The 26,322-nt window shown below is 63.7% G+C and carries 26 protein-coding genes and 1 tRNA gene; 16 read left to right on the top strand and 11 right to left on the bottom strand.

Annotated features, from left to right (window positions below; genetic code table 11):
- Window positions 1–2 precede the first annotated feature (2 nt).
- Window positions 3–1,334 carry an L-seryl-tRNA(Sec) selenium transferase gene (gene selA / locus ACFVTE_RS19030; RefSeq protein ID WP_387103026.1) on the bottom strand — a complete coding sequence of 444 codons (1,332 nt, stop codon included), beginning with the start codon at window positions 1,332–1,334 and terminating at the stop codon, window positions 3–5.
- Window positions 1,335–1,370: 36 nt separating this feature from the next.
- Window positions 1,371–1,465 (bottom strand) — tRNA-Sec (locus tag ACFVTE_RS19025).
- 44 nt (window positions 1,466–1,509) lie between these two features.
- Between ACFVTE_RS19025 and selD the strand changes: the two genes are divergently transcribed.
- The gene (gene selD, locus ACFVTE_RS19020; protein ID WP_387103024.1) at window positions 1,510–2,535 is read left to right on the top strand and encodes a selenide, water dikinase SelD; all 1,026 of its coding nucleotides are present in this window, start codon (window positions 1,510–1,512) and stop codon (window positions 2,533–2,535) included.
- Window positions 2,536–2,550: 15 nt separating this feature from the next.
- On the opposite strand, the gene nrfD is transcribed toward selD, so the two are convergent.
- From nrfD to fdh, 3 genes are all read right to left on the bottom strand, one after another.
- Window positions 2,551–3,642, bottom strand: coding sequence for an NrfD/PsrC family molybdoenzyme membrane anchor subunit (nrfD, locus tag ACFVTE_RS19015; protein ID WP_387103022.1), 1,092 nt, complete (start codon window positions 3,640–3,642; stop codon window positions 2,551–2,553).
- On the bottom strand, window positions 3,639–4,649 hold the full coding sequence (locus ACFVTE_RS19010) for a 4Fe-4S dicluster domain-containing protein (protein WP_387103020.1): 1,011 nt from the start codon (window positions 4,647–4,649) through the stop codon (window positions 3,639–3,641). The genes nrfD and ACFVTE_RS19010 overlap by 4 nt, the downstream gene beginning before the upstream one ends.
- A gap of 101 nt (window positions 4,650–4,750) precedes the next feature.
- Window positions 4,751–8,089, bottom strand: a complete 3,339-nt coding sequence (gene fdh / locus ACFVTE_RS19005) for a formate dehydrogenase (RefSeq protein ID WP_387103019.1) — start codon at window positions 8,087–8,089, stop codon at window positions 4,751–4,753.
- Window positions 8,090–8,261: 172 nt separating this feature from the next.
- Here fdh and ACFVTE_RS19000 point away from each other — a divergent pair, with 172 nt between their 5' ends.
- From ACFVTE_RS19000 to ACFVTE_RS18990, 3 genes are all read left to right on the top strand, one after another.
- The gene (locus tag ACFVTE_RS19000) at window positions 8,262–8,711 is read left to right on the top strand and encodes a rhodanese-like domain-containing protein (protein WP_387103017.1); all 450 of its coding nucleotides are present in this window, start codon (window positions 8,262–8,264) and stop codon (window positions 8,709–8,711) included.
- 183 nt (window positions 8,712–8,894) lie between these two features.
- The gene (locus tag ACFVTE_RS18995; protein WP_387103015.1) at window positions 8,895–9,017 is read left to right on the top strand and encodes a hypothetical protein; all 123 of its coding nucleotides are present in this window, start codon (window positions 8,895–8,897) and stop codon (window positions 9,015–9,017) included.
- 7 nt (window positions 9,018–9,024) lie between these two features.
- Complete coding sequence (locus ACFVTE_RS18990) at window positions 9,025–9,171, top strand: hypothetical protein (RefSeq protein ID WP_387103014.1); 147 nt, start codon at window positions 9,025–9,027, stop codon at window positions 9,169–9,171.
- Window positions 9,172–9,317: 146 nt separating this feature from the next.
- Here the strand turns inward: ACFVTE_RS18990 and ACFVTE_RS18985 are convergent, their stop codons facing one another.
- A complete protein-coding gene (locus ACFVTE_RS18985; protein WP_387103012.1) occupies window positions 9,318–10,103 on the bottom strand; it encodes an IclR family transcriptional regulator in 786 nt (261 codons plus the stop codon).
- Between the two features lie 87 nt (window positions 10,104–10,190).
- Complete coding sequence (locus ACFVTE_RS18980; protein ID WP_387103010.1) at window positions 10,191–10,784, bottom strand: nuclear transport factor 2 family protein; 594 nt, start codon at window positions 10,782–10,784, stop codon at window positions 10,191–10,193.
- A gap of 210 nt (window positions 10,785–10,994) precedes the next feature.
- Between ACFVTE_RS18980 and ACFVTE_RS18975 the strand changes: the two genes are divergently transcribed.
- From ACFVTE_RS18975 to ACFVTE_RS18920, 12 genes are all read left to right on the top strand, one after another.
- Window positions 10,995–11,678, top strand: coding sequence for a hypothetical protein (locus ACFVTE_RS18975; RefSeq protein ID WP_387103009.1), 684 nt, complete (start codon window positions 10,995–10,997; stop codon window positions 11,676–11,678).
- A complete protein-coding gene (locus ACFVTE_RS18970; protein ID WP_387103007.1) occupies window positions 11,675–12,505 on the top strand; it encodes a shikimate dehydrogenase family protein in 831 nt (276 codons plus the stop codon). Before ACFVTE_RS18975 ends, ACFVTE_RS18970 begins: the two co-directional genes overlap by 4 nt.
- Before the next feature lie 52 nt (window positions 12,506–12,557).
- On the top strand, window positions 12,558–13,910 hold the full coding sequence (locus ACFVTE_RS18965) for an MFS transporter (RefSeq protein WP_387103006.1): 1,353 nt from the start codon (window positions 12,558–12,560) through the stop codon (window positions 13,908–13,910).
- On the top strand, window positions 13,903–14,748 hold the full coding sequence (locus ACFVTE_RS18960) for a sugar phosphate isomerase/epimerase family protein (RefSeq protein ID WP_387103004.1): 846 nt from the start codon (window positions 13,903–13,905) through the stop codon (window positions 14,746–14,748). The genes ACFVTE_RS18965 and ACFVTE_RS18960 overlap by 8 nt, the downstream gene beginning before the upstream one ends.
- Window positions 14,749–14,772: 24 nt before the next feature.
- Window positions 14,773–15,642, top strand: coding sequence for a dioxygenase (locus ACFVTE_RS18955; RefSeq protein WP_387103002.1), 870 nt, complete (start codon window positions 14,773–14,775; stop codon window positions 15,640–15,642).
- Between the two features lie 11 nt (window positions 15,643–15,653).
- Window positions 15,654–16,718: a maleylacetate reductase gene (locus ACFVTE_RS18950; protein WP_387103000.1), complete on the top strand. Its 1,065-nt coding sequence runs from the start codon at window positions 15,654–15,656 to the stop codon at window positions 16,716–16,718.
- 80 nt (window positions 16,719–16,798) lie between these two features.
- Window positions 16,799–17,317 carry a nuclear transport factor 2 family protein gene (locus tag ACFVTE_RS18945; protein WP_387102998.1) on the top strand — a complete coding sequence of 173 codons (519 nt, stop codon included), beginning with the start codon at window positions 16,799–16,801 and terminating at the stop codon, window positions 17,315–17,317.
- Between the two features lie 6 nt (window positions 17,318–17,323).
- The gene (locus tag ACFVTE_RS18940) at window positions 17,324–17,530 is read left to right on the top strand and encodes a hypothetical protein (RefSeq protein WP_387102996.1); all 207 of its coding nucleotides are present in this window, start codon (window positions 17,324–17,326) and stop codon (window positions 17,528–17,530) included.
- 81 nt (window positions 17,531–17,611) lie between these two features.
- The gene (locus ACFVTE_RS18935) at window positions 17,612–18,307 is read left to right on the top strand and encodes an alpha/beta hydrolase (RefSeq protein ID WP_387102995.1); all 696 of its coding nucleotides are present in this window, start codon (window positions 17,612–17,614) and stop codon (window positions 18,305–18,307) included.
- Between the two features lie 377 nt (window positions 18,308–18,684).
- A complete protein-coding gene (locus tag ACFVTE_RS18930; RefSeq protein WP_387102993.1) occupies window positions 18,685–19,272 on the top strand; it encodes an HdeD family acid-resistance protein in 588 nt (195 codons plus the stop codon).
- Between the two features lie 105 nt (window positions 19,273–19,377).
- On the top strand, window positions 19,378–19,509 hold the full coding sequence (locus ACFVTE_RS18925) for a hypothetical protein (protein WP_387102991.1): 132 nt from the start codon (window positions 19,378–19,380) through the stop codon (window positions 19,507–19,509).
- 1,695 nt (window positions 19,510–21,204) lie between these two features.
- Complete coding sequence (locus ACFVTE_RS18920) at window positions 21,205–22,779, top strand: IclR family transcriptional regulator (RefSeq protein ID WP_387102990.1); 1,575 nt, start codon at window positions 21,205–21,207, stop codon at window positions 22,777–22,779.
- 139 nt (window positions 22,780–22,918) lie between these two features.
- Here ACFVTE_RS18920 and ACFVTE_RS18915 read toward each other — a convergent pair whose 3' ends face one another.
- The 4 genes from ACFVTE_RS18915 to ACFVTE_RS18900 form a co-directional block, all read right to left on the bottom strand.
- Window positions 22,919–23,590: a 3-oxoacid CoA-transferase subunit B gene (locus ACFVTE_RS18915; RefSeq protein WP_387102988.1), complete on the bottom strand. Its 672-nt coding sequence runs from the start codon at window positions 23,588–23,590 to the stop codon at window positions 22,919–22,921.
- A gap of 1 nt (window position 23,591) precedes the next feature.
- Window positions 23,592–24,278: a 3-oxoacid CoA-transferase subunit A gene (locus tag ACFVTE_RS18910; protein ID WP_387102986.1), complete on the bottom strand. Its 687-nt coding sequence runs from the start codon at window positions 24,276–24,278 to the stop codon at window positions 23,592–23,594.
- A 4-nt stretch (window positions 24,279–24,282) separates the two neighbouring features.
- Entirely contained in the window at window positions 24,283–25,482 is a 1,200-nt protein-coding gene (locus ACFVTE_RS18905) for a thiolase family protein (protein ID WP_387102985.1), read from the bottom strand.
- A 144-nt stretch (window positions 25,483–25,626) separates the two neighbouring features.
- Entirely contained in the window at window positions 25,627–26,313 is a 687-nt protein-coding gene (locus ACFVTE_RS18900) for a molybdate ABC transporter substrate-binding protein (protein ID WP_387102983.1), read from the bottom strand.
- Between the last annotated feature and the right edge of the window lie 9 nt (window positions 26,314–26,322).

Raw genomic sequence — 26,322 nt, 5'->3', positions numbered from 1 at the left:
GCTCAGCCCGCCCTGCCGGCATCCGCAGCCTCAAGGGTTGCCAGCGCCTGCCGTACGGCCTCGAGAATCCGGTCGTCGTCCCCTGCGGGCACGCACCGCAAATCGATCAGGCAGGAACTGTCGTGGACGCGCGGAAGCACGGCGGGATCGCCGGTGCGCAGGAGCCGCGCCAGTCCTTCGGGGAGCCGGAGCGCCCACCCAGGCAGGGGAAAGCCGGGAGCGCCTCCGCCGCCTACCCTGCCGTCATGCGGCACCACGGGTACTCCGAGTTCCTGGGCCAGCCGTTCCGTGCGGCGCCGCAGTTGCCCCACGTCGGCGTGCAGCGCCTGCACGACGGGCGGCATTCCGCCCGCGACGGTTGCCTCCAGGGCGGCGAGGGCAAGTTTGTCGGCCCGGACGGCACGGGCAAGCGGGTGGCGTGCCAACCGGGTGATGACCTCCTTGCGGCCCAGCAGCAGACCTGCCTGGGGTCCGCCCAGCAGTTTGTCGCCGCTGGCGATGACGACGTCGGCCCCGTCCGCCAAGGCGGAGGCAACATCAGGTTCATCAGGGAGGTACGGGTCGGGTGCCAGCAGTCCACTGCCAAGGTCGGCCACGAGCGGTACCCCGTTTACCTGTGTCAGCGGCCTCAGTTCGTGCAGCGGAACAGCGGACGTGAAACCGTCCACCCGGAAGTTGCTCGGATGCACCTTCAGGACGATGCCCGTATCGGGGCTGAGGGCTCCGGCGTAGTCGTGCAGGTGGGTCCGGTTGGTAGTGCCCACCTCGCGAAGCCTTGCACCTGTTGATTCCATCAGGTCGGTGAGCCTGAAGCCGGCACCAATCTCAACGAGTTCGCCGCGGCTCACCACCACCTCCCGGCCGGCCGCCAGAGCTGTCGTGGCCAGTACCAGCGCCGCGGCTCCGTTGTTGACCACCAGTGCGTCCTCAGCGGCGGGACAGGCTTCGAGCAGTGCCGCCCGGGCTCCGGCGCCACGTCGGGAGCGGTTTCCGTCAGCCAGGTCGAGTTCCACATCGACGTAGCCGCTGGCTGCGACAACAGCTTCGACCGCAGCCGCGGAAAGAGGTGCCCGCCCGAGATTGGTGTGGACGATTACCCCGGTTGCGTTCAGCACCGGACGCAGGGCTGTTGCCTTGCGGTCAGCGATGGCGGCCAGCAGGACTGGCTCCACCTGGCCAGGAGGGAGGTCGCCGCGCCGGGCCCGGTCCTGGATGTCCCGGACAAGCTCGCGGATCACACGCTCATGCAGCCGTGTCCGGGCTTCGCGAACGGGCGGCAGTGCCAGCAAGTCGTTCGTGCGGGGAATCAGGCGCCGGGGATCGATGTGGTCCACAGCCCTCCTCAGATCGCGGCACTCACTGCCGAAAATTGGCGGTGGCGGACGGGAATCGAACCCGCCAGGCCGAGATGCTCAGCCTCACCGGTTTTGAAGACCGGGGGGCCCACCAGGACCCGGACGCCACCGCGCATCAATATAGCAGGTCGCTTGACGGGGGTACGCTGGGCGGGTGAATGAGGCCCAGACGTCAGTCCAGCAACTTGATGGGGGCGCCGTCGGCGCGCCCCGGCTCACCGACTATGCCCACGGTGGAGGCTGTGCCTGCAAAATTCCACCGGGCGAACTCGAAGATGCTGTCCGTGGCCTCATCGGCCCGCCGGATGCAGGGGTGCTGGTTGGCCTGGACAGTGGCGACGACGCGGCCGCCGTCCTGGTGCGCGGCGACCTTGCGGTTCTTACCACCGCCGATTTCTTCACTCCCGTTGTCAACGATGCCTTTGACTGGGGGCGGATCGCTGCCGCCAATGCGCTTTCGGACATTTACGCAATGGGCGGCAGGCCGGTCACGGCCATCAACCTGGTCGGCTGGCCACGTGGCGTCCTGCCGATGGAGCTGATGACGCAGGTCCTCCGCGGCGGACTGAGTGTGGCGTCGGAGGCCGGTTGCCCGGTGCTCGGCGGGCACTCCATTGACGATCCGGAGCCTAAGTACGGCATGGCAGTCACCGGCGTCGCGCACCCCGACCGGTTGCTGCGCAACGACGCCGCCCAGCCGGGGTTGCCCATCACGCTTACCAAGCCGATCGGCGTCGGCCTTTTGAACAACCGGCACAAAAAGACCGGTGAGGTGTTCGCCGAGGCGATAGAGACGATGGCGAGCCTCAATCGGGACGCGTCCGAAGCGGCGGTGGCCGCCGGGGTCCGGGCAGCGACTGACGTCACGGGTTTTGGCCTGCTTGGCCATCTTTACAAGATGGTCCGGGCATCGGAAGTAGGCGCAGTGATCGATCTGAAGGCTGTACCGCTGATTGACGGAGCCCGCGAGGCTCTCCGTGACGGCTTTGTCTCCGGCGGGACACGGCGCAACCTCGACTGGGTGCGTCCGCACCTCGATGCCGCACCAGGCATCACCGAAGACGACCTGCTGCTGCTGGCCGATGCCCAGACCTCCGGCGGGCTGCTGGTGGTCGGCGAACTGCCCGGGCACCCCGTAATCGGACACACCACTGCCGGCCGCGGCATCGCGATCCGCTGACGCCTGACAGGTCAGTCAGCTGCCGGTGGTGATCGCGTCGCCGGTCACGCCCGCTGCGCGGCGTGCCGCGAGCCGGTTCTTCTGCGGCTCGATGGTGTACCGCGGATCCTTGGCGGAGGCCAGTCCCGCCTCGAACACGCCGAACCGGGTCAGTGCCGAAGCAGCCAGCAAAACCACCCCTGAAGCCGCAGCTGCGACGCGGTTGCGGCCGCCCAGAAGTGCACCCAAACCGCCGGCCACTGCCAGCCGCTCGCTCCATTTCAGCATGGTGCCTGCCTTACCCTGATGCAGGGGCTCGGCTGCCACCGGGTCCATTCGGCGCTCCATGACCTTCATGGCCAGCACGTCGCCCACGACGCCGAGCACGGCCAGGTTCCGTGCAGGACCGGCCTCGCGCACCGGTGTGGTGACCATGGCGAGCCCGGCAGAAGCCAGGCACGCGGAACTCACAAAGACAAAGGGCAGTTCCTCGTGCGCGGCGTTCCATGTAGGTGTGGCGGTGTCGCCAAGCAGCACCGCAGTGTATGCCGCCAGTGGTCCGGCAAATAACGCAGCCTCAACGCCTGCCGGTCCTTCGACAGCCTGCAGCACCTTGCGCAAAGGTCCCAGCGGCAGCCGGTTTCCGCTCATCCGATCGAGTTCCGCCACTGCCGTGACGCCCGCACCGGCGCTGAAGGCGCTAAGGATCCAGGAGCCCACGCTCATTGGCGAGGTCACCTTGAAGGTCCGCAGCATATGCAGGAAACGGTCCGGCCTGCCCAGATCCTTCACCAAAGCGACGGCGCCGGCGCTGACGGCGGTCAAGGCACCCAGCCGGGCATTCCGGCGAAGTGTCGGCCGTCCGGTCATTTGCCCGCCGAGGCCAAGCAGCGCCGAGCCGGCTGCCACGCCACCAAGGAACAGGTAGATGGCAACGTCATCGCCCCAGGGTGCGGGCTTTACAACGGGACGGCCGTAGTAAGAGGTGAATTCCGGCTCCGGGACCATGGGCATTTCGCGGGAACCGTCGCCGTTGTCCCTGCGGCGGCGCGTACTACGTTTGCCGTCCTGCTGGCGACGCCGGGCAGGCTCCGCCGGCCGGAAGCTGTCGAAGTCCGAAAGGGTCACGCCCGTCCTCCCAGGAAGGCCAATGCTACGGCTGCGGCCATGCCCGCCACTGCCAAGCCTGCCCGCCGGTACATCTGCGGCAGGTCGGCTGTGGGGACGCGGGGGTCCGGCGGGAGCCCGTACACCTCGGGCTCATCAAGCAGCAGGAAGACCGATCCGGTTCCGCCGACGCCGTCGTTCTCATTCGCGCCGTAAAGCCTCGCTTCGGTCAAGCCCTGCGCATGCAGGGTGGCGACGCGCTCCCGGGCCGTGTCCACCATGTCCTCGTGGTCACCGAACTTGATGGACGTCGTCGGGCATGCCTTGGCGCACGCCGGCGTCTCGTCGGCCACCAGCCGGTCGTAGCACAGCGTGCACTTCTGGGCGATGCCCTCGTTCGGCACGGTGGGATGGTCGGCGTGCTGGTCCTCCCTGCTGGTGGCGACCTTGACAGTGCCGTTACTGCGGCGTTCGATCACGCCGAAAGGGCACCCGGCCACGCAGGTTCCGCAGCCGTTACAGACATCGTCCTGGACCACAACGGTGCCAAATTCGGTGCGGAAAAGGGCCCCTGTGGGGCAGACGTCGAGGCATCCCGCGTGGGTGCAGTGCTTGCAGACATCCGAGGACATCAGCCACCGGAAATCCGCCGTGTCCGGGGGCGTCGTATCCGCCCCTGCCAGGTCCGTCGCCACGGACCCCGCCTGGGCGGGAGGACCAAGGCGGGGCATGCCCAAATTGACCAGGGCCCGACCAGATTCCCGAGCCTCGGCAATGCGTTCCTGGCCTTGCTCAATGAACGCCACATGCCGCCAGGTGCTGGCGCCCAGCGATCCGGTGTTGTCATAGGAAGACCCCAGCAACTCGAGGTTTCCGTCTTGCGGGTTGTGGTTCCATTCCTTGCAGGCGACTTCGCAGGCCTTGCAGCCGATGCAGATCGATGTGTCGGTGAAGAACCCCTTGCGCGGATGGTTGTGGTCCCAGTGGGCATCGGCGGTGGGGTCGGTCGGTCCGGACAGCTGGCCCATCTAGTCCTCCAACGTTTGGTTGTTGCCCGGAACTCTGCCCGGAGGCAGGCGTTGTCCGGGCGGGGCATTGTGTGCTTCGGCCAGGGCAGGGGCGATTACGTTCATCGGAGCGGCCCGCCGTCGGCCCGGCCGTCGTGATCCGGAGCGGGTTTGATGCCTTCCGCCGCCGGGTCGGTAACGGCACGGTTACTGGTCTCGATGGTCACTCCGGCCCGTTCCTGGTACTCGGCAACCAAGGCAAGCAGCTCCCCCCCGCGGGGCCGGCGGCCCGGTCGGATGTCGCATGAAGCCGCCTTGGACTCCTGGATCTGGACGTTTGGGTCCAGGGTCACACCCAACAGGTCGTTAGCGGCGTCACCGCTGACCACGGCATTGCTGCCCACGCCCCAGTGGTAGGGCAGTCCGATTTGGTGCACGGTGTGACCGCCAACAGCCAGGGGCCTCATCCGGTCTGTGACAAGCACCTTGGCCTCGATGGCGGAGCGGGGCGAAATAATCGTGGCCCACCCGTAGGGCTCCAAGCCTCGCTCGGCGGCCAGTTCAGGGGAGACCTCGCAGAACATCTCCGGCTGCAGCTCCGAAAGGTAAGGAAGCCAGCGGCTCATCCCGCCCGCCGTATGGTGCTCGGTGAGCCGATAGGTGGTGAAGACGTAAGGGTAGACGTCTGCCCCACTGGTTCCAGCGCTTGGCGCGCTGAGGTTATCCGCGCGGGGGAACACCAGCCGCGCAGGACTCTGCTGCTGCGGGTAAAGTGCGTTCGCCACCGGGGATTCCTGGGCTTCGTAATGGGTGGGAAGGGGGCCGTCCATGAGGCCCTTCGGCGCGAACAACCAGCCCTTGCCGTCGGCCTGCATGATGAAGGGATCATCTCCGCTGAGTGCGGCTGGACCACCGACAGAGGGATCGGGCTTGCTGCCCGGTGCCCGGTCAACCGGGAAGTCCGGCACGTCGTCTCCAACCCACTTACCCTGTTCCTCATCCCACCAGATGTATTTCTTCCGCTCGCTCCACGGCTTGCCGGCCGGATCGGCCGACGCCCGGTTGTAGAGGATCCGGCGGTTGGCTGGCCATGCCCAGCCCCACTCCGGAGCCGCAGGCCCCTGTTCCTGGCCCGGCTTACGACTGGCCGCATGGTTGAAACCGTCAGCGTACACGCCGGTGTAGATCCAACAGCCCGCCGCCGTGGACCCGTCGGCACGGAGTTCGGTGTATGCCGAGAGTGACTTGCCGGCATCCGGGCCAGCGAGGTGGCGCCCGTTGATTTCCGCAAGCACGGCCTCGGCGTCAGGATCGCCATGCTCGTCCGTGGGATAATCCCAAGTGAGGTCGAGCAGCGGACGGTCCCGTTCATCTTCCGACCCGGCCAGCTTCTGGCGGATCCGCTGGCCCAGCTCGAAGAAGAACTGCAGCTCGCTTTGGCACTCCCCCGGCGGTGCCACCGCCTGGTGCCGCCACTGCAGCAGCCGCTGGGTCTGCGTGAAAGAGCCGGCTTTCTCGACGTGGGTTGCAGCAGGCAGAAAGAACACCTCGGTTTCAATGTCCTCCGTGCGCAGTTCCCCGGATTCGATTTCCGGCCCGTCTTTCCACCATGTCGCAGACTCGATGAGGTTCAGGTCACGCACCACAAGCCACTTCAGATGGGACATGGCGAGGCGCTGCATCCGGCCGTGGGCGGAACCCACCGCCGGATTTTGTCCGAGGAGAAAGTAACCCTCCACTTCATCCTCGAGCATGCCCATCACTGTCTCGTATGTACCGTGGGCTCCGGTCAGCCTCGGAAGGTAGTCGTAAGCCCAGTCGTTGTCGGCAGTTGCCGCGTTACCCCACCAGGCCTTCAGGAGGCTGATGGTGTAGGCGTCGGCGTCGGCCCAAAAACCCTTCTGCTGTTTCGAGCCGATGACTGACAGGTAGTCCGCGAGGCTGTCGTGGCGTCCGGCGCTGGGCATCGGCAGGTACCCGGGCAGTAGGTTGAAGAGGGTCGGGATGTCCGTGGAGCCCTGGATGCTGGCATGGCCACGCAGGGCCATGATTCCGCCGCCCGGGCGTCCGACGTTTCCAAGCAAAAGCTGCAGGATAGCGGCTGCCCGGATGAACTGCGCTCCAAGGGAGTGCTGGGTCCACCCGACGGCGTAGGCGAAACAGGTGGTCCGGTCGCGACCGGAGTTTTCCGTGATGGTGCGGGCCAGATACTCGAAGTCCGCGGCGTCTATACCGCACATGTCCTGGACCATCTCCGCCGTGTAGCGGGCGTAATGCCGCTTCACGATCTGGAAGACAGTCCGCGGGTCCTGGAGGGTGTCGTCGCGCTGCACTTCCGCGTGCTCCAGCGGTGGGCCGCCGCTTCCAAAAGCGTGGCCGGCGGCCCGGGCCGAGGCATCGGCGCCGTGTTCCGAACCGGGCCCCGGCTCATCAATGGCCCCCTCCCCTTTTTCGGCATAGGCCCACGATGACGTGTCGTAAGCGCGCTTCTCCGGATCAAAGCCGGAGAACAGGCCGCCCAAGTCCTCGGCGTCGCGGTAGTCCTCGTGGACGAGCGTGGCGGCGTTGGTGTACGCAGTGACGTACTCCTTGAACCACAGGTCATTGGTGAGGACATAGTTGATGAGCGCGCCCAGGAGCACCACGTCAGAGCCGGCCCGAATGGGAATGTGCTTATCCGACACCGCCGAGGTCCGCGTGAACCTGGGGTCCACGTGAATGACCTTGGCTCCGCGGGCTTTGGCCTCCGCCACCCACTGGTAACCAACGGGATGGCACTCGGCCATGTTGGAACCCTGGATGATGATGCAGTCGGCGTTGGCCATGTCCTGCAGTGATTGCGTTGCACCACCGCGTCCAAACGAGGCTCCCAAACTGGGAACTGTGGCGGAGTGTCATATGCGGGCCTGGTTCTCGGTCTGCACCGCCCCTGCAGCCGTAAAGAGCTTCTTGATCAGGTAATTTTCTTCGTTGTCCAGAGTTGCGCCGCCCAGCGACGCGATGCCCATGGTGCGGCGGAGCAGGCGGCCCTGGTCATCCTCCTGCTGCCACGTCCTGCGGCGCGTTGCGATGAACCGGTCCGCCACCATCTCGAGCGCCGTGGCCAAATCCAGGTGTTCCCACTCCTTGGAGCGCGGCGCACGGTAAAGCACTTTGGTCTGCCGGCCAGGCGAATTGACCAGCTGCTCGCTGGCAGAGCCCTTGGGGCACAGGCGGCCGCGCGAGATAGGTGAGTCGGGATCGCCTTCGATCTGGATGACCTTTTCATCCTTGACGTAGACGCGCTGCCCACAGCCAACAGCGCAGTAGGGGCACACGCTCTGCACTACGCGGTCTGCGGTGGCCGTCCGTGGGGCGATTGCCCTCGTCTGCGGCGAGGTAACCGCCGGCCCGCGGCCCAGCAGGTCGCCCGTGCTCAGCTGCCGGACTACCGGCCATTGAAGAAAACTTCGCGGTGCCATTTCAGGAGCATATCCCAGACCACAACACCAGCAACAGGACCGGGCACGGCACGTATTGCGTGGCTGACGTTGACTTGACTCCCTACATACCCTTGAAGCTGACGACCAAAATAGCTGATCGTTCCATTCGCGGCGGAAGAGCCGACCGATCAGCGGGCAAGCGAGGAAAACGGTGAAGCAGTGTCACATCTCCGACGACGGCGCCGTGGCCTGCCAACGCAGTCTAGATCCAAGCGATTCCCCCGGGACCCTTACGATCAACCAATTACTACTTGAGAGCCGCGTCGGGCTTGAACGTGTTCACGCTTCAGATCTTGAGCAGGAGATGGCAGCTGGCGCCCTCGTTGTTGATACACGGCCGGTCGATCAGCGAGACCGCGACGGTCATCTTCCGGGAGCCGTGGTCATCGACCGAAACGTTCTCGAGTGGCGGCTCGATCCTTCCAGCCCCCACCGGCTCCCGATCGCAGACGACCCCGCTCGACGGATCGTGGTCGTCTGCAATGAGGGGTACAGCTCCAGCCTCGCTGCACACACCCTGCAACGGCTTGGGCTGACCCGTGCGACGGACCTTATCGGCGGTTTCCAAGCCTGGGCAGCGCTGCGCAACCAGTCCGACTAAGTAACTTTATGTTTCGGCGCTAATAGCTGCCCCAAACCAGGCCCACCGTCTCCCTTCCAGCACGACGAAATCACCATTATCGGCGAAAAAACAACGGGAGTAGAAGTGAACTACGGCCGGTTCGGAGCAGTCCAGGTACGCTTCGCCAAAGGCACAGCAGGCTCAGGCCCCAGACGACGCACCATGTTGACGGTGCCGGAGTTCGACTGGGTCGTCGTCGACCAGCTCAAGACCCGGACGCCCGGCGGCATGTGGCGGCAGTTCCCGACAGCTGAACGCTCATCGGCTCTGGCCCAGCGAGCGTAGCGCCCCGATGTCGCTACCGATTCGTGAACTGGAGATCATCGACCGGCGCCTGACCACCCTTGAGCCCATCTACTCGCTTGCCCCGACATTGGAATCGCTGCATGTGACCACCCAGCCTCCTGACGGAGTGCGCGGGGCGGCTGTCATGCTGTGAATGGTGGCTTGTCTCGGGGAAGGGTGCTCGTTTTGAGCAGCGTGCATGGCTGTTCCAAATCGTTGCGTTGGCATCTTCGCCGGGCTGCTGTGAAGGGTTCGCCAGCTGCAGTGAGGCAGCGGCGCGGGGTGCGGCACCGACGGAGCTTATGCAGACAGTTCCAGTGAGCCGATGTGAGTTTCGATGTTCGCCTTGGCGTCTTTAAGTGCCTTGATCGCCCGCTTTTGCAGACTGTCGGTCATCCTCACAGCGGGGATGGCGAAGTTGAGGGAACACAGAGGATAGACCGGTGGAAGTTCGAGGTACGTTCCGATGCCGATAATGCCCGGGGTGTATTCCTCGTGGGAGTATGCGATACCCGTTTCCCTGATGGTTTTCAGCTCAGCGTTGAGTGCGTCAGCGCTTGACAGTGTCTGCGGCGTGACGTGCTCAAAGGTGGTTGAGGCCAGGTACTGCGAGATTTTTTCCGGCGGCATGTGGGCGAGGATGGATTTACCGCCCGAGACGGCGTAAAGCGGTGCGAGATCTCCGTCCCGCAAATGCGAGACGAGCCGATGGTTGCTCGTGGAGGAGGCAATGACTTCAGTGCGGTTCCCGCTTAGCCGGTTGAGGGCACTGGATTCATTGATCGCCCGCGTCAACGTGTGCAGGTACGGGGTGGCGGTGTCGATGAGCTGCCGGATGTGCGCCGGGCGGTGTGAGAGAACCTGGACTGACGGTCCGAGGGTGTGAGTGCGGTTGAGCTCGTCGAAGCTGAGGTAGCCGCGGACCACAAGTGTCTTGAGCAGCTTTGTGAGGCTGCCCTTGGGGATGCCCAGGGCGGACGCAATTTCGGTGTGGGTGAGTCCCTGACCGGCGTCGGCGAGCAGTTCAAACAGGTCCAATACCCGGTCAGCGGATTTGACCGCGGCCGGGCCATCTTCGGTGATCATGTCTGCTGCTCCCTCGCAGTGGCGTTTCGAATTGATGCTAATTTTATCTGCCTGTGCCGGCGCCTGTGCCGGCACAGGCAGATACGGCTATTCGCCTCTGAGCCAGCGGGCGCCCCGGTCGTAGAGATTCTCCACGGCCGGTCCTGTCAGTCCGGGCATATCCTTCTTGACCGGGTAGCCGATGCGGGACTGGGCGTATGCCAGGTGGCGGTATCCGGCCGGGAACTCTGCGAGCAGGTCGGCGTCCAGCTTAGGGGCTGTGCCGGGGGTGACCGTGAGGAGCCGGTCGGCTTCGTAGATCGGCTGCCGGAGGACTACCTTCCAGTCGTCTTCGCGCTTTTCCATGAAATCGTAGAACCTGCCGGTGCAGATGATGTCGCAGCTGACGCCTTCGACATCCGCCCGCTGGGTTATGGTCATTTTTGTCTGGGCTATGGCCCGGCCGTCCGCCACGTCGATGGAACTGCCCCCCAGGAAATGCAGGATGCTGACGCCCTTGTTCCAACCGTCGATGCTTGCCTTGATGAAGTCTTCAGCCGTGCCCTGCATCCAGGTGGCCATCATTTCGCCTTCGGGTGCCCATACCGTGCGGAACCGATCCCAGTCGCCGGCGTCCCGCCACACCGCCCAGTTCTCGATTACTTCCCTGATGCGCAGCTTTTCCAGCAGTTGTTCTTCCACCGTTGAACTCCTTCGTATTGGTGGACAAGTTTCTATACGTAAACAACTATGAGTGAAACCACCGCTGGTGTCAAAGAAAAATCAAGACGGGACTTGATTTGCTGACGTGTGACCCACAATACTGTTTCTAGATAGAAACTATCAGGGCGTTTCTAGGCAATGTGAGTTGGGGAGCGCCCCGTCGATGACGACAGAAGAAAGAGCTACATCATGACTCTCCGAGGCAAAGGCTTTATGGCCGTCTGGCACGACATCAAGGCCGAAGGCGAGACCGAATACAACCAGTGGCACACAGTGGAGCACATGCCGGAACGGGTCGGCACTCCGGGCTTCCTGGCCGGTCGCCGCTACGTCGATTGGAACCTGCCCGAATACCGCTACTTCACGCTCTACGAGGGTGAAGAGTTGGAGACCTTCGCATCAGAGGAATACCGCCGCCGGTTGAACAACCCGACGGAATGGACTTTCAGGATGCAACCCAACTTCCTGAACTTCGCCCGGTCCGCGTGCCTGACCGTTTCCACGACAGGCCTCGGCACGGGAGGCGCACTGGCCACCATCCGGCTTAACCTCACGGACGAAGCAGACTTCATTTCGCAGTCCCGTTCCGTGCTGGAAACGGCTTCGGCGCTGCACGGAATCTCCGGAATTCACCTAGGTGTGGCACGCACGGAGACAACCCGGATCAAGACCAAGGAAACCGAGCTCCGGGCCGATACCGGAGAGGACGTCTTTGATGCCGTCGTAATGATCGAAGGCATCGGCCGCGCCGAAGTGGAGGAAGCACTGAAAGACGTCGAAATGAGGCTCGCAAATCTTGCCAGCGTCACGGCGACCCAGGCAGCCACCTACGACCTGGCCTACCAGCTCACCACCGAGGACCTGAACCGATGACACGCACACTGACCGGCACCACCAAATTCTTCGGCATCATCGGAGACCCTATCGCCCAGGTGCGGGCCCCCGAAGTATGGAACGCGCTCTTTGAGCTGAACAACGTCGACGCCGTCTGCGTCCCGCTCCAGGTCAGCCCGGACCGGCTTCAGGACTTCCTCGCAGGATGCCGGGCCCTGAAAAACTCCCACGGCCTGATCGTCACCATCCCCCACAAACCTGCTTCCCTGGCATCTGTCGAGCACCCGACCGAGCGCGCCAGCCGCGTCGGCGCCGTGAACGTCATTCGCCTCAACGACCGAAGCGAATGGGAAGGCGACATTTTGGACGGCGTCGGCTTCGTCAACGGGCTCAGGTCCAAGGGCCATGACCTGGCCGGCAAGCGCGCACTCGTCGTCGGCTCAGGAGGAGTCGGAACAGCCATCGCCTTCGCCATCGCCGACGCCGGCGCCAAAGAGGTCATCGTCGCCGACGTCCTCACCGAACGGGCACAGGACCTCGCCAACCGCATCAGTGCAACAGGCGTAGAAGCCCGAGTTGGGGAAGCCAACGCCTCCGGCTTTGACCTGGTTGTCAACGCCAGCCCCATCGGCATGAAGCCAGAAGATCCCCTGCCCATCAACTGCGAAGCACTGTCCCCCTCAACCATCGTCGCTGACGTGGTTGTGCACCCACGCATGACGAAGCTCCTGACCCTCGCCTCCGAAACAGGCTGCTTCGTCCAGCCCGGCTTCAACATGATGGATTTCCAGCTTGCCACCATGGCCGAATTCTTCGGGTTCGGCCCCGGCGACTGGAGCCCCGAAACCACTGCAACACTCGGCTGACCCCACACGGGACCCAGCCTTAGCCCTCTTCACCATGTCAAAGGAGACATCCATGCCACCCGTCGGAGCTATCGACACATTGGCCGTGAAATCGGCCGTCAAAAAGGCCACTACAAGGCTCGTACCGTTCCTGCTGCTCATGTACATCATGGCGTTCATCGATAGGGTCAACCTTGGCTTCGCGGTCAAAGAACTGCAGGCCCACGCCGGGATCTCCGCCGGAGCCTACGCCCTCGGAGCTTCGATATTCTTCGTGGCGTACTGCTTCCTGGAGGTCCCCAGCAACGTCATTATGCACAAGGTCGGGGCCAGAGCGTGGATGTGCCGCATCATGGTCTCCTGGGGCCTGATCTCCGCAGCGACTATGTTCACCACCAACGAGACCTTTTTCTACGTGCTGCGTATCCTGCTTGGCGCCGCGGAAGCGGGCTTCTTCCCGGGCGTCATCCTGTTCCTGACCTATTGGTTTCCGGACGAATACCGTGCCCGCGTCACGGGTATCTTCTATTTCGGCGCCCCGCTGGCCTTCATCTTCGGCGGCCCTGTCTCCGGGCTCCTGCTGAACATGGACGGCTTCGCCGGTCTGCACGGTTTCCAGTGGATGTTCCTCGTTGAAGGCCTCGCCGCCAGCATTGTCGGTGTTTTCGCGTTCTTCGTTCTCGCCAACGGACCCAAGAGCGCCAAGTGGCTGACCACGCACGAACAGGACTCCCTGACGGCCGTCCTCGAGGCTGAAAAAGACGTGAAAAACCAGAACGGCCACACTGGGATGCTCACCGCAATGAAGGATAAGACGGTGCTCTTTTTCGGCCTTGTCTTCGCCCTGGTACAGATGGGCGTTTCCGTTGCACTGTTCTTCCTCCCGAGTCAGATCGCAGCCATGATGGGCCCCACTGACCCGGTTATCATCGGATTCATCGTCGCCATTCCGTGGACCTGTGCCCTCCTCGCCACGTACTTCGTCCCCAAGTACGCCGCCAAGGTCCGCAAATATGGGGCAGTCGGCGGGATCAGCCTGATCGTCGCAGCGCTGGGTATGTTCATCTCCGCTGGGTCATCACCTGTCGTCGCTGTCATCGCCCTGTGCTTTGCCGTCGCTGGCCTCTGGGCCTGCCAACCGATCTTCTGGGTTCTGCTGACCAACTACAAGACCGGTGCGGCAGCCGTGACCGGCATCGCCCTGGTCAACACCATCGCCAACGTGGGCAACTTCGTCTCGCCCAACGTCAAGGTCTGGGCCAACGATACGTTCGGCTCCAGCGTCGCAGGTCTGATCCTTCTCTCCGGCGTCGTCCTGATCGCAGGCTTGCTCTTTATCCGCCTAGGCCGGCACAAGGGCGTCCGGGTTGAAGAGGTCGCCGGCGTCGTCGCAGAGAAGCCCGCCACCGTGACAAACGATGTCTGATACTCCACGGATCCTGTCCCTGGCACACCTGTCCGTCGTCGATGCGCACCCCTTGGAGCTCATCGACGCGGCAGTGGCCGGCGGATTCAACGCCATCGGACTGCGTATCGTCCCTCCCATGCCTACGGACAGCATCATCCCCGTAGTCGGCGACGAGCAGCTGATCAAAGACATCATCCGCAAGAAAGACGACGCCGGGATCCGAGTCCTGGATACCGAAGCCATCTGGCTCACCCCTGGCATCGTGCCTGGTGACCTCGAGGAAGTCTTCGACGTCTCCGCCCGGCTTGGCGCGACCAACCTTCTCATCGTCGGCAACGACCCCAACGAAGGCAGGCAGCTGGAAAACTACATCCAGCTTTGCGACATCGCAGCGCCCTACGGCCTGACAGCGGCGGTGGAGTTCATTCCCTACTGCGTCACCGGCACCCTCGAAGCAGCCCAGCGACTCGTTCTGGGAGCGAAGCGGCCGAACGCAAAGTTCCTTATCGACGTCCTCCACCTGATCAGATCAGGCGGAGGCCCCGGCAGCCTCGGCGCCGTTGTCCCGGAAGCATTCGCATACTGCCAGCTGGCAGACCTGGCAGGGCCCCGGCCAGCTGACACCGCAGCACTGAGGCAGGAAGCCCGCACTGACCGGCGTTACCCCGGCCAGGGCGAAGCCCCGCTGAAGGCCATTCTTGATGCCCTGCCGGCGGGTCTACCGCTGGGCGTCGAAGCCCCAGTCCTGTCCAACGCCGATCTGCCGGTGGTCGAGCGGGGCCGCCTGTTGGGCGAAGCCACCCGGGCCTTCCTCGCGGCCTATGACACCGACTCCGCTGTATCAAACTCCCGATAAATACCTAGTCAGGAACAAACGATCATGGCAACCAACCTGGACGCCGATACCCTCACCTCCGAAGTGCTGAAAAGCTTCTCCGAAACCCCCAACGGACGACTGCAGCAAATCCTGGAAAGCCTGACCACACACCTGCACGCCTTCGTGCAAGACATCACTCCTTCCATCGAGGAATGGGAACAGGCCATCGATTTCCTCACCAGGACCGGCAATACGTGCACCGACGTCCGGCAAGAGTTCATCCTCCTCTCGGACGTTCTGGGCGTTTCCATGCTGCTGGAGACCATCAACGGACAAGAAACCCCGGACGCGACGGACTCGACGGTACTCGGCCCGTTCCACATGGTCGAGTCCCCCACCCGGGACCTGGGAGACGACATTTCACCGGAAAGCGACGGGCCCCGGTGCATCGTCAGCGGCAGGATCGTCTCGGTCGAAGGGACCCCCGTCCCGAATGCCTCGATCGACATCTGGCAGGCCGACACCAAAGGCTTCTACGACGTGCAGCAGCCAGGGATCCAGAGTGTCGGAAACGGCCGCGCCCTGCTCCGGTCAGATGCCGAGGGCCGCTTCCATTTCCGCTCCGTCGTCCCGATGTACTACCCCATCCCCACGGACGGGCCGGTTGGTGAACTACTCGAGGCAACCAAACGCCATCCTTACCGCCCGGCCCACATCCATTTCCTCGTCACCGCACCGGGCTACCGGGAGCTGACCACGCACATATTCATCGGCGGCAGCGACTACATCGACTCCGATGCCGTCTTCGCCGTCAAGGGCTCCCTGGTGAAGGACTTCGACGAGGACCAGGACCCCGAAGCAGCTGCACACTACGGAGTCCAAAGCCCCTTCCGGCACGGCCACTTCGACATCGTCCTGCACCCCGAAACCTAGAAAGTAGATCCATGACCAGCCCCTTTTTCTACGCATCTCTGCCTATGCGCGTCAGCTTCGGTGCCGGATACCGGTCAAAACTGGCCGATGAGGTGAACAAACTCGGACTGAAGCGGGTCCTGGTCCTGTCTACCGGATTCCAGGAAGACCTCGCACAGGAAATCTCCGACTCCCTCGGTGACCTCAGCGCCGGGGTCTACGCCAAAGCAGAGATGCATGTCCCTATCGAAACCGCCCAGGACGCCCAGCGCTTCGCCACCGATGCGGGCGCAGACGGCTGCATCGCCGTCGGCGGCGGATCCACCACCGGCCTCGGAAAGGCGATCGCCCTCGAATACGGGACACCCATCATCGCCCTGCCCACTACCTACGCGGGTTCGGAAATGACACCGGTATGGGGACTCACCGCGGACGGGGTGAAGAAGACCGGCAAAGATCCGCGGGTCCTTCCCACCAGTGTCATCTATGACCCCGAGCTGACGCTTTCCCTGCCCGTTGGCATGTCCGTTACCAGCGGATTCAACGCCATCGCCCACGCCGTGGAGGCCCTGTATGCACCCGACGGATCCCCGATTATCTCCCTAATGGCCGAAGAAGGCATCCGCGCCCTCATCAAAGCCCTGCCCGACATCACCCGCGACCCGGACAACATCGAATACCGGAGCGAGGCCTTGTACGGAGCCTGGCTCTGCGGCGCGACCTTGGGGGCGACGACGATGTCACTGCACCACAAGCTATGCCACACGCTCGGCGGCACGTTCAACCTGCCCCACGCAGAAACCCACACCGTCGTCCTCCCCTACGCCCTCGCATACAACGCGCCCTCAGCCCCCAGCGCCGTTGAAGCCCTCCAGCGCGCCACCGGATGCGCAGACCCGGCAACCCGGCTCCGGGAGCTCAGCCTTGAACTCGGCGCTCCCGCGTCGCTGCGGGACCTTGGGCTGACGGAAGAAAACGTCGAAACGGCCGTGGATCTGGCCACCAGGAACCCTTACGCCAACCCGCGGGAAGTTACGTCCGACGGCATCCGCAGGCTGCTCACGGCCGCCCTGAACGGCGCACCCGTCACGGACTGACCCGCTATGCATTCGACATGCATTGACGGGAGGGCCCCTGCCCGGGCCTCCCCTCAGCGCCGTCCGCGACAAAGGAACTCATGACCCACTTCCCCACCCCTGAGCAACGAGCGATCCTCGAGCTAGAAAACCAGCGGTACGACGCGGCACTTGCCCTGGATTTCGACACGCTGGAAAGCCTCTGCCACGCCGAGCTCGTCTACGGGCACTCCGCCGGAAACCGTGACTCCCGTGCCGTCTACCTGAACAAGCTCCGCAGCGGCGCACTCCGTTACCACCGCATCGACCACCCAGTGGACAATATCGTGCTGGCCGGCGACACCGCCCTCGTCATCGGCGAAATGAACGCCCAGCTGACAGTCAACGGAACCACCAAAGCTCTGAACAACTCAGCCCTCGCTGTCTGGACCAGTAGCAGGCAGCTGGAAATTCATCGCCTACCAGCCAACGCCCCAAACCCGCTGACCGCCGCGGCCGCCCACATGGCGCCGGGCGCCCTGACTGGACCAAGCTCCGTGAGTTGCCGCGGGCGGACGGGTTGGTCAGGTAACCGGCGGGCCCGGCCGCCATGCCGGCCATTTCACTGGGCTTCGGCATGAGCGCTGATGATCAGCACTGGGGCATCCAATGATGCATTGGAAGTCATTGGCGACGTCCAGGCCATCGCCGTCAGGCAGGCCCAGATCGATGGCCACGATAACGGGAGGCAGCGCCATGGCGGATTTACGCGCATTGCGGCCGGCGGCAACAGCGTGCAGGGAGGCCGCGACCGGAGGCCCACGGATCGATTGCAGGTGGGCGCCGACAAGTAGGGCCATTTTGGGTCTGGCGCGCGAGGGGCGCCGGGTCTAGCATCCGGGTGTCACTCCCTTTTTAGAGCAGGAGGAATCCCGATGTCCGAAGAATCAGTGAACAATGTTGTTCTCGTGCACGGCGGTTTCGTCGACGGATCAGGGTGGCAGGGCGTGTACGACCTGCTGACCGCGGACGGATATAACGTCAGTATCGTCCAGAACCCGACGGTAACCCTCGAAGACGACGTCGCCGTGACAAGGCGGGCCATCGCACAGTGCGGCGGGCCCGTCGTGCTGGTTGGTCACTCCTACGGCGGCGCCGTCATCACCGAAGCCGGCAGCCAGGAGAACGTCACCGCCCTGGTCTACATCGCCGCGTTCGCACCCGACAACGGTGAATCCGTGAACACCCTCATCGCCGACCCGCCACCCGGTGCGCCTGTCCCGCCGATCCTGCCACCGCAGGACGGATTCCTCTTCCTGGACCGCGACAAGTTCGCGGACTCATTCGCGGCGGATGTACCTCCCCGGCAGGCGGCGTTCATGGCAGATTCCCAGGTCCCTTGGGGCGTCGGCGCCCTGCAGGGGGAAATCACCAAAGCTGCATGGCGGGACCGGCCCAGCTGGTACCTTGTGGCAACGGATGACCGGATGATCCCCCCGCCCGCGCAGCAGGCAATGTCTCAGCGTGCGGGTTCAAACGTTACCGAGATCGCCGCGAGCCACGCGGTCTACGTTTCCCAACCGCAAGCCGTTGCTTCACTGATCAAGGAGGCGGCCACGCAGCGCGGATAGCTACCCGGAGGGGAGGCCTGGACCGCCGGCTGTCCCGTGTCCCCGGCTGGCCGTATCGGAGTAGCCTTCGTTCCATTAGCCCGCCCCGTCGGCTCGCACGCATGTCGGGACGCGACCCGGAGAGGCGACCGTGGGTGTTCCTGTAGATCCTTCATTAAGACCCCCGCGGGCTCAAGCTGGACCCTGTAATTTCCTTGTTCTCAGGTCGATACTGGAGATGGGAACCGCATCCCCCTGAAGTTTTGCGCACAGTTTTAGGTGGCCCGGAGCGCGTCCAGGACCGTCGAACGCGGCAAAGAAAGCTCCGGCCACCGCCGCCACGCTGACAGGCGTGGCCAGTTCACATCGGAAACGCAATACCACCGTGAGGTGAAATCATGTCCGACTTTGCGGGACAGAGACCTTTCGAGGGAGCAGGAACTGCGCTGTTCGTCCGGGGCGCCCTCGCCATCCTCTTCGCGATCGCTGTCATGCTATGGCCCGGCGCTACCGTCCTGGCCCTGATTTACCTGTTCGGCTTCTATGCCGGTATGGATGGAATCGCGAACATCGTCCATTACTTCTCCGACCGCCCCCGCCGGTCCGCCTGGGCGCTCGTCGGAGGGATCGTGTCCGTGCTCGCAGGCATCGTCGCCTTCGCGTGGCCGGCCGCCACAGCAGTGTCCCTGGCAGTGGTGATCGGCGCGTGGGCCCTCGTTTTGGGCGTGACCCAGATTGCCCTCTCCCTGGAGGCGAGGAAGATGTCGAAATCCTGGTGGACATGGCTGGCCAGCGGTATTGTGACCGCATTGTTCGGCCTCTACGTCCTCGTCCTCCCGGGGGCCGGCATCCTCAGCCTCCTTGGACTGCTGGCAGCGTTCGCCTTCCTGTTCGGCATTCTGCTCCTGACAGCAGGTTTCCAGCTCCGGGGATTCGCCGCCGGACCGGCGTCAGAGCATCGCGGGCCCACGCCCTCGACGCCCTAGCGCCCCAGCATCAACCAACAACAGCGACCGTATCTGCGAGACCGGCGTTACCATGACACCCTCTGCGGGTGCGGAGTCTATGGCCACGCCGGCAGCCCCATAACCGTGATCGAGCAGGATCTGGGTAAAGAGGTCTCCCGCCGAATGGCCCATGATGATCGGCGCCTTGTCCAGCCCGCCCACGATCCGCTCGAGGTGCTCGGCGACAGCCGGGATAGTGAGAGCATCAATCGGTGAGGGGTCGGCGTTGAGCGCTTCGACCTCGACCTCAAGGCCCGGGTACGCTGGCGCGAGGTACGCGGTACCCGCGGACCTTGCAGTGTTCGACCCATTTCTCCCAGCTGCGTGGAGGGACCCACAGGCCGTGAACCAAAACGAGGGCGTCCGGGGTGTCAGGGCCGGCGCGGATTTCTTCAGTCACAGGGTCCTCCTAACATGGGTGGGGTGGAACCCGTGGCCGCCTCGCGGCCAGCTCAAACAGCTGTTCGGCCTTCTTCCATTTATTAGGAACCCACCACCGCCCAAGCGCAATAAGGGTTTACTTCGCCTGGGACGCAGCTCCCGTAGTCAGGCTCTCTGCACCGCCCGGAGCTGGCCGGCGAACCGCGCTTGCCCATGGAGACGGTGACCGGCGGCGGTCCGGAATGGTGGCGTCCCGTCGGCTCGGCGGTGAGTTGCCGTCCGAGGTGGTGTCCTCGACATCAGGCATCGGTGGCCTTCAGCGACGAGGCCAGGGGAAAAGACATCTCCTTCCGTAAAAAAACTTTGCCCTGGCCACCCCCCAAGATGCAGTTACGGCATCCGCCACGATAGCCACAGAAACTTGCCGCGGGCGAGCGGTTACGTGATCGAATGAGGGGCGGTTGTTCCGGGATCCAACGATGGAGGACCTGTTTTTTCCGGCGGGGCCGGCCGTCCGTTCCACTGCTGGTGTTTGCGTCGGTCTTGCACTGCAGGCGTTGCAGGCTCTCTGACTTCAGTCCCCGGCGGCGTCTGCCTCTGCCATGGACTGGAAGGAGTGGACTCAACAGCGACTCTGATGCAGCGCCAAAGACCGGCGTGCTGCTGGCTACCACCGTCATTCGTCGTTCGTTGGCGCGGATGCCAGAGAGCCCTCTTGGCAGGCTTCGGGCAGCGCTATGATAAATCCGTAGAAAACGTATCAAATGGTTAGGTACGAACAAACAGCCACCGATTTTGATCAGAGACGTGCCGAAATCGGGTAGAGAGGTGGTTATTGGCCCTCCCCATCGGCCGTGTGCAAAGTGTCCCCTGGCAAGCTTCTGACCAGGTTCCGGCTGCTCTCGCCTATCCCTTGGGCCGTAGTCAGCTATGTACCGTTTTCCAAGGGTTGTGAGACCCTCGGCGCAGTGATGACTGATTCTGGCCGATTGCCTCTGCTGACGAGGATCCGCGCGGCACTCACGACGGGTGTCCGAGTACACCTGACTCAGAGCGCCTGATCAGCGACGATTCGCCTGCCGGCGGAGCTCTGGTCTTGTTCTCAGAAACCTGACTAGCCGAAGGAGGTGACTCTGGCGTCCCCTCCGCGAGCGACCTCCATCAAGTCCGATTTTATGGGCCATCTTCGGTGATTCTCGGCCTACCACGGCTCGGTCTCCCCGCCCCTCCGACTGTCAAGGTGGGGTCTGAGAACATCAGGAGCGACCGTCAAGAAAAGCAAATTTCGCGCCGATCTGACGTCAACTCGACCCGTCGGCGTACGTATTTTCAGCGAACTCCGATCGCGCTTGACCTCGCATATAGTGGACTGGATGTTCGACTACGACAACCTGCGTGTGTCCCCAATAGAACAGTGCCCGTTCCCACCGCAGTTTTTCGCTTGCGGCCGAGCAAAATGATGCCATCCTTTGCGGCTCTCTGGATTCATATCGCCTGTACCGCGTGGAAGTTCGAGCCGAGAGGTGCAATATGACACAAACAGCAAACCTGATTCAGTTGGTCCTTAAGGCCACACAATTGGTGGATAGAGCATCCGCTCTTGGCCCCTCGACTCCGGCGGACCTGGCAAAAGCTATTGATGAGCCGCGGCCTTCGGTTTACAGGATCATCGGATCGCTGGAAGAGTCAGGGATCCTCCGCCGTGCACCGGGGGGCCTCGTCGAACTAGGCACGCGGATCTTGCGGTTGGCGGACGCGGCAACCGACGCACTCCTTGATCATGAAGCCCTTAACAAGTTGCTCGAGGGCATCCAGTCTTCGCTTGGTCTAACGGCCGCATTCTGGATACCACGCAACGGGACGGCCGTCTGCTTGGAGCAGGTTGATTCCGCCGAAGTGGATCTCCACGAGCTTTCGTCCGGCCGCATCCTTCCGCTCCACACTAGTGCTGCATCACATGTCCTCCTGGCATGGCAATCCCCCGAGGTACTTGAAGAGATCCTCGACCAGGCCCCTTACGAGAAATTGGCGTCAAGGACGCCCATTGACGCCGAGACACTCCGCCAACTGGTAGCAGACACCAAACGTGAGGGCTGGAGGATGGAATCCAACGAGATTGTCGATGGGATCGCAGCCGTGGGATTTCCGGTATTCAATGCGGACGGCAGCATCTTCGGCGCACTGACAGCAGCAGGTTTGGTGGACCAAGTAGTCCAGCTGCAGGAAGAAGCTAAGACCGTTCTCGCAGACGCCGCGCATTCTCTCACCGATCTCATGGCAAATTTCAAACTGGTCCCAACCAATAATGAGTTTGATGCGCCAGAACCGAAGGAATCGGTCTTGGCGAAGGCCAGCGCGCTCATGGATGCGCTGGCTGTCGAACGCGTCGCAACTTCCGCCAGACTTGCCAGCCTCACAGGCGAACACATCAGCTCGGTCTACCGCATGCTAGGCACTCTTGTTGAGGCCGGTTGGATAGAACAGCTCGGACACCGCGGCTCCTATCGCATCGGCAGCAAAATGATTTCTTTGGCTGGGAATCTGCTAAACCAATTGGACTTGCGTCGGGCTGCGCTGCCCGTGCTTCGCGAAATTCATGATGCTACCGGCGAGACAGTACTTTTGTGCATCAGGAGCGGGAACCGCGCTGTGTGCATAGAGCGCATGGACGGCAGGCGAGTGAACAGCCGCCGTCTGGCCCTTGGAAGTTCCTTGCCGTTGCATGTTGGGGCGGCCCCACGCGCAATACTGGCTTTCGACACTCAACCGTCCTGGGAGGAGTATGCGGCGGTGATGAGTCAGAGCTCAGACTTTAGTTTGGGTTCCCGCTCCCGAACGGAGTTCTATGGAAAGCTCAAAGAAATCCGCGACGCCGGCTTCGCTCTGAGCGATGACGAAGTGACTATGGGGATGGCCGCCGTCGGCGCACCAATTTTTGATCACCGTGGCCATGTCCTGGCCTCCCTATCGGTGAGCGGCCTCCGAGACGCCATCCTTCATCAACCCGGTTCCACTCCCAGCATTATCGACTTGGCCTGCGACGGGGCACGCAGGCTTTCGGCCTATTTCGGTGCGCCAGATTCCTGCATAAAAGCGCGGGAGTAGAAGCGACTGAAAGAACCCCGGCCGTTCAAGAATTGCGTGCACCGGCTTATTCCCCGCCTGGCCACCGCGCAAGAAAAGCTTCGGTAGCCAGGCAGTAAAGGGGCATGATGCCGTATCGGCCGCCTGCAGGAAGATGCTGTTATTCACCAGCGGCTTTCAGTGGGACCGGCACCAGTTCCTGGAGTTCCTCGAGGGTGCAGCCGAAGGTTTCGCGGACGGAGACGCCGTCCGGTCCGGTGAGAAAGACGGCCTTATCGGTGTAGACACGGGTGACGCAGCCGACGCCGGTGAGCGGGTACGTGCAGGACTCCACGATCTTCGACGCACCCTCCCGGGTCAGGAGGGTCATCATCACGAAGACGTCCTTGGCGCCGGTGGCCAGGTCCATGGCGCCGCCGACGGCGGGAATCGCCCCGGGTGCCCCGGTGTGCCAGTTCGCCAGATCTCCGGTGGAGGAGACCTGGAACGCGCCGAGGACGCAGATGTCCAGGTGCCCGCCCCGCATGATCGCGAACGAGTCCGCGTGGTGGAAGTACGAGGCCCCGGGCAGTTCCGTGACGGGGATTTTACCGGCGTTGATGAGGTCACCGTCGATCTGCTCCCCCTCAGCCACCGGCCCCATGCCGAGCATCCCATTCTCCGTGTGAAGGGTGATCTTCTGTTCCTCGGTGAGGTAGTTGGACACCAGGGTGGGCTGGCCGATGCCCAGGTTCACGAACGAGCCCGGGGCGATGTCCCTGGCCACCAGCCGGGCGAGGTCGTCCCGGCCCAGCGGCTTCTCACTGGTCTGGATAGACGTTTCAATGCTCATCTCAAGCCACCTTTTCTGCAGTGCCTGGCGCGGCGACGCGGACCACTGTGTTGACGTAAATGCCCGGGGTGACCACGTTTTCCGGGTCCAGCGACCCGGTGGGGACGATCTCGGAGACCTGGACGATGGTCTGCTTCGCAGCAGCGGCCATGATGGGGCCGAAGTTCCGGGCCGTCTTGCGGTACACGAGGTTGCCCTTGCCATCGGCCTTCAGCGCCTTGATCAGGGCGACGTCGGCGTGGATGGGGGTTTCGAAGACCTGGCCGCGGCCGTCGATGATGCGGGTTTCCTTGCCCTCGGCGAGCATGGTGCCGTACCCGGTGGGGGTGAAGAACCCGCCGATCCCGGCCCCGGCGGCACGGATCCGTTCGGCCAGGTTGCCCTGCGGGACGAGTTCGAGTTCGATCTGTCCGGCCTTGTATTTGGCGTCGAAGTGCCAGGAGTCGGACTGCCGCGGGAAGGAACAGATCATCTTCCGGACCCGGCCTTCCTTGATGAGCAGTGCCAGGCCCTGGTCGCCCTGGCCGGCGTTGTTGTTCACCACGGTCAGGTCCGTGGCGCCGCACTCGAGCAGTGCATCGATCAGTTCGAACGGCTGCCCGGCGTTGCCGAACCCGCCGATCATCACGGTGGAGCCGTCCTTGACGGCCGCGACGGCCTCGCCGACCGTGTCAATGAAATTCAGCATCGGACTAACCCTTCACTCCGGGAGTTACATTTTCGAGGACGACGGCCAGGCCCTGGCCGACCCCGATGCAGATCGCTGCCACACCCCAGCGCTGCCCGGAGGCCTGCAGCGACCGGGCCAGGGTGCCCAGGATCCGGGTGCCGGACGCGCCGAGCGGGTGGCCCATCGCGATCGCGCCGCCGTGCCGGTTCACGATGGCGGGGTCGATGCCCCAGGCGTTGATGCAGGCCAGGGCCTGCGCGGCGAACGCTTCGTTAAGTTCGACGGCGCCCACCTGGTCCCAGCCGATGCCCGCCTTCGCGAGGGCCTTGTTCGCGGCCTCCACGGGCGCGTAGCCGAAGTACTGGGGATCGTTGCCGTGCGCGCCGCGGCCCGCGATCCGGGCCAGCGGGTCCAGGCCCAGCAGCCCGGCCGCAGCCTCTGACCCCACCCAGGCCGCGGAGGCGCCGTCGGACAACGGCGACGCGTTTCCGGCGGTGACCGTGCCGTTCTCGGTCCGGAACACGGTCTTGAGGCCCGCCAGCTTCTCCGCGGACGAATCCGCCCGGATGCCCTCGTCGCGGACCAGGTCCGTGCCAGGCACCGGGGCCACGAGGTTGTCGTAGAACCCCTCGTCCCACGCCGCGGCGGACAGGTTGCGCGAAGCAGCAGCGAACTCGTCCTGCGCCTCCCGCGTTACGCCGTACTTCTCGCGCAAACGTTCCGTGGCCTCGCCCAGGGAGATGGTCCACTCCTTCGGCATCGCCTTGTTCACCAGCCGCCAGCCCAGGGTGGTGGACGCCAGCGTCATGTCACCGGCCGGGTACGGCTTCTCGGTCTTGGGCAGCACCCATGGCGCCCGGGACATCGACTCGGCGCCGCCCACCAGCACCAGATCCGCATCGCCGGTATTAATCTGGCGGGACGCGATGATCGCAGCATCCAGCGACGAGCCGCACAGCCGGTTCACCGTGGTGCCCGGGATCGAGACCGGCAGTCCCGCCAGCAGCGTTCCCATCCGGGCGATGTTGCGGTTCTCCTCACCGGCGCCGTTCGCGTTGCCGAACAGCACCTCATCAATCCGCTCCGGATCAAGTCCGGGGGCCCGCTTCACAGACTGGCCGATCACGTGCGCTGCCAAGTCGTCCGGGCGGATGGCGGCAAGGCCGGAACCGAACTTGCCGAACGGGGTGCGCACAGCATCGTACACAAAAGCCTGGTTCATGGGGTTGTATCCATTTCGTTGTCCATGGTGGAAAGGGTCCTGCTGGCGCTGGCAGGGCGGTTTTGGCGGAGAGGCCGATCCGGTGTTCGGGCGGCCACGTCGGTGAGGATGCGGTTGACCATCCCGTCCGGGGGAAGACTGTCGTTACTGAGCGGGGGCCGTGGGCAGTTCCAGCCTCGTTTGTACGTAGGCTGTCCGGGCCGGTGCGGAGGTGAGGAAGTTGACGAAGGCTTGCGCTTGGGCCGGGTCGCTGGAGTGGGCGCTGACTGCTGCTGAGAACTCCGTGTAGTGCTGGAGCTCTGCCGGGAAGGGACCCACGATCTGGGCCTGCGGAACGAATAGCAGTTCGCTCAGCTGTTGGATAGCGACGTCGGCGTCGCCTGTGACGACGGCTTGGGCCACGTAGCCCTTATCGACGACGGTGGCGCGGGCGCCGACGTCCTCTGATAGGCCGAGTTTGTCCAGGAGGGTCGTGAAGTAAGCGCCGCTTGCGCCGACGCCGGAGTAGGCAACCGATCTTGCCGCGCGCAGGGTCTGGACGAATGATTCAGCGGTGGAGATGTCGGGCTCAGGGGTGCCGCGCTTTACTGCGACGCCGATGCCGGCACGAGCTACAGCGGTCAGGGTCTGTGGGGCGACGACAGTGGTGAGGGGGCCGAAGGATTCTGTGACGGCGATCATCACATCGAAAGATTCACCGGCGTTGATGCGCCGAAGAAGTTGGCCTGTGGGTTCGAAGACAGCGTCGATGCTGACTCCTGTTTCCTGCCGGAACATGATGATGACCTCATCAAGGGCCTTTTTAACAGCCGGCGAGCTAAAGACTTTCACTGGGGTTCG

Source organism: Arthrobacter sp. NPDC058097 (genome assembly GCF_042884885.1).
Lineage (GTDB): Bacteria > Actinomycetota > Actinomycetes > Actinomycetales > Micrococcaceae > Arthrobacter.
Note: the sequence above shows the minus strand (reverse complement) of the source record. Positions and strands in the feature narration are given on the sequence as shown.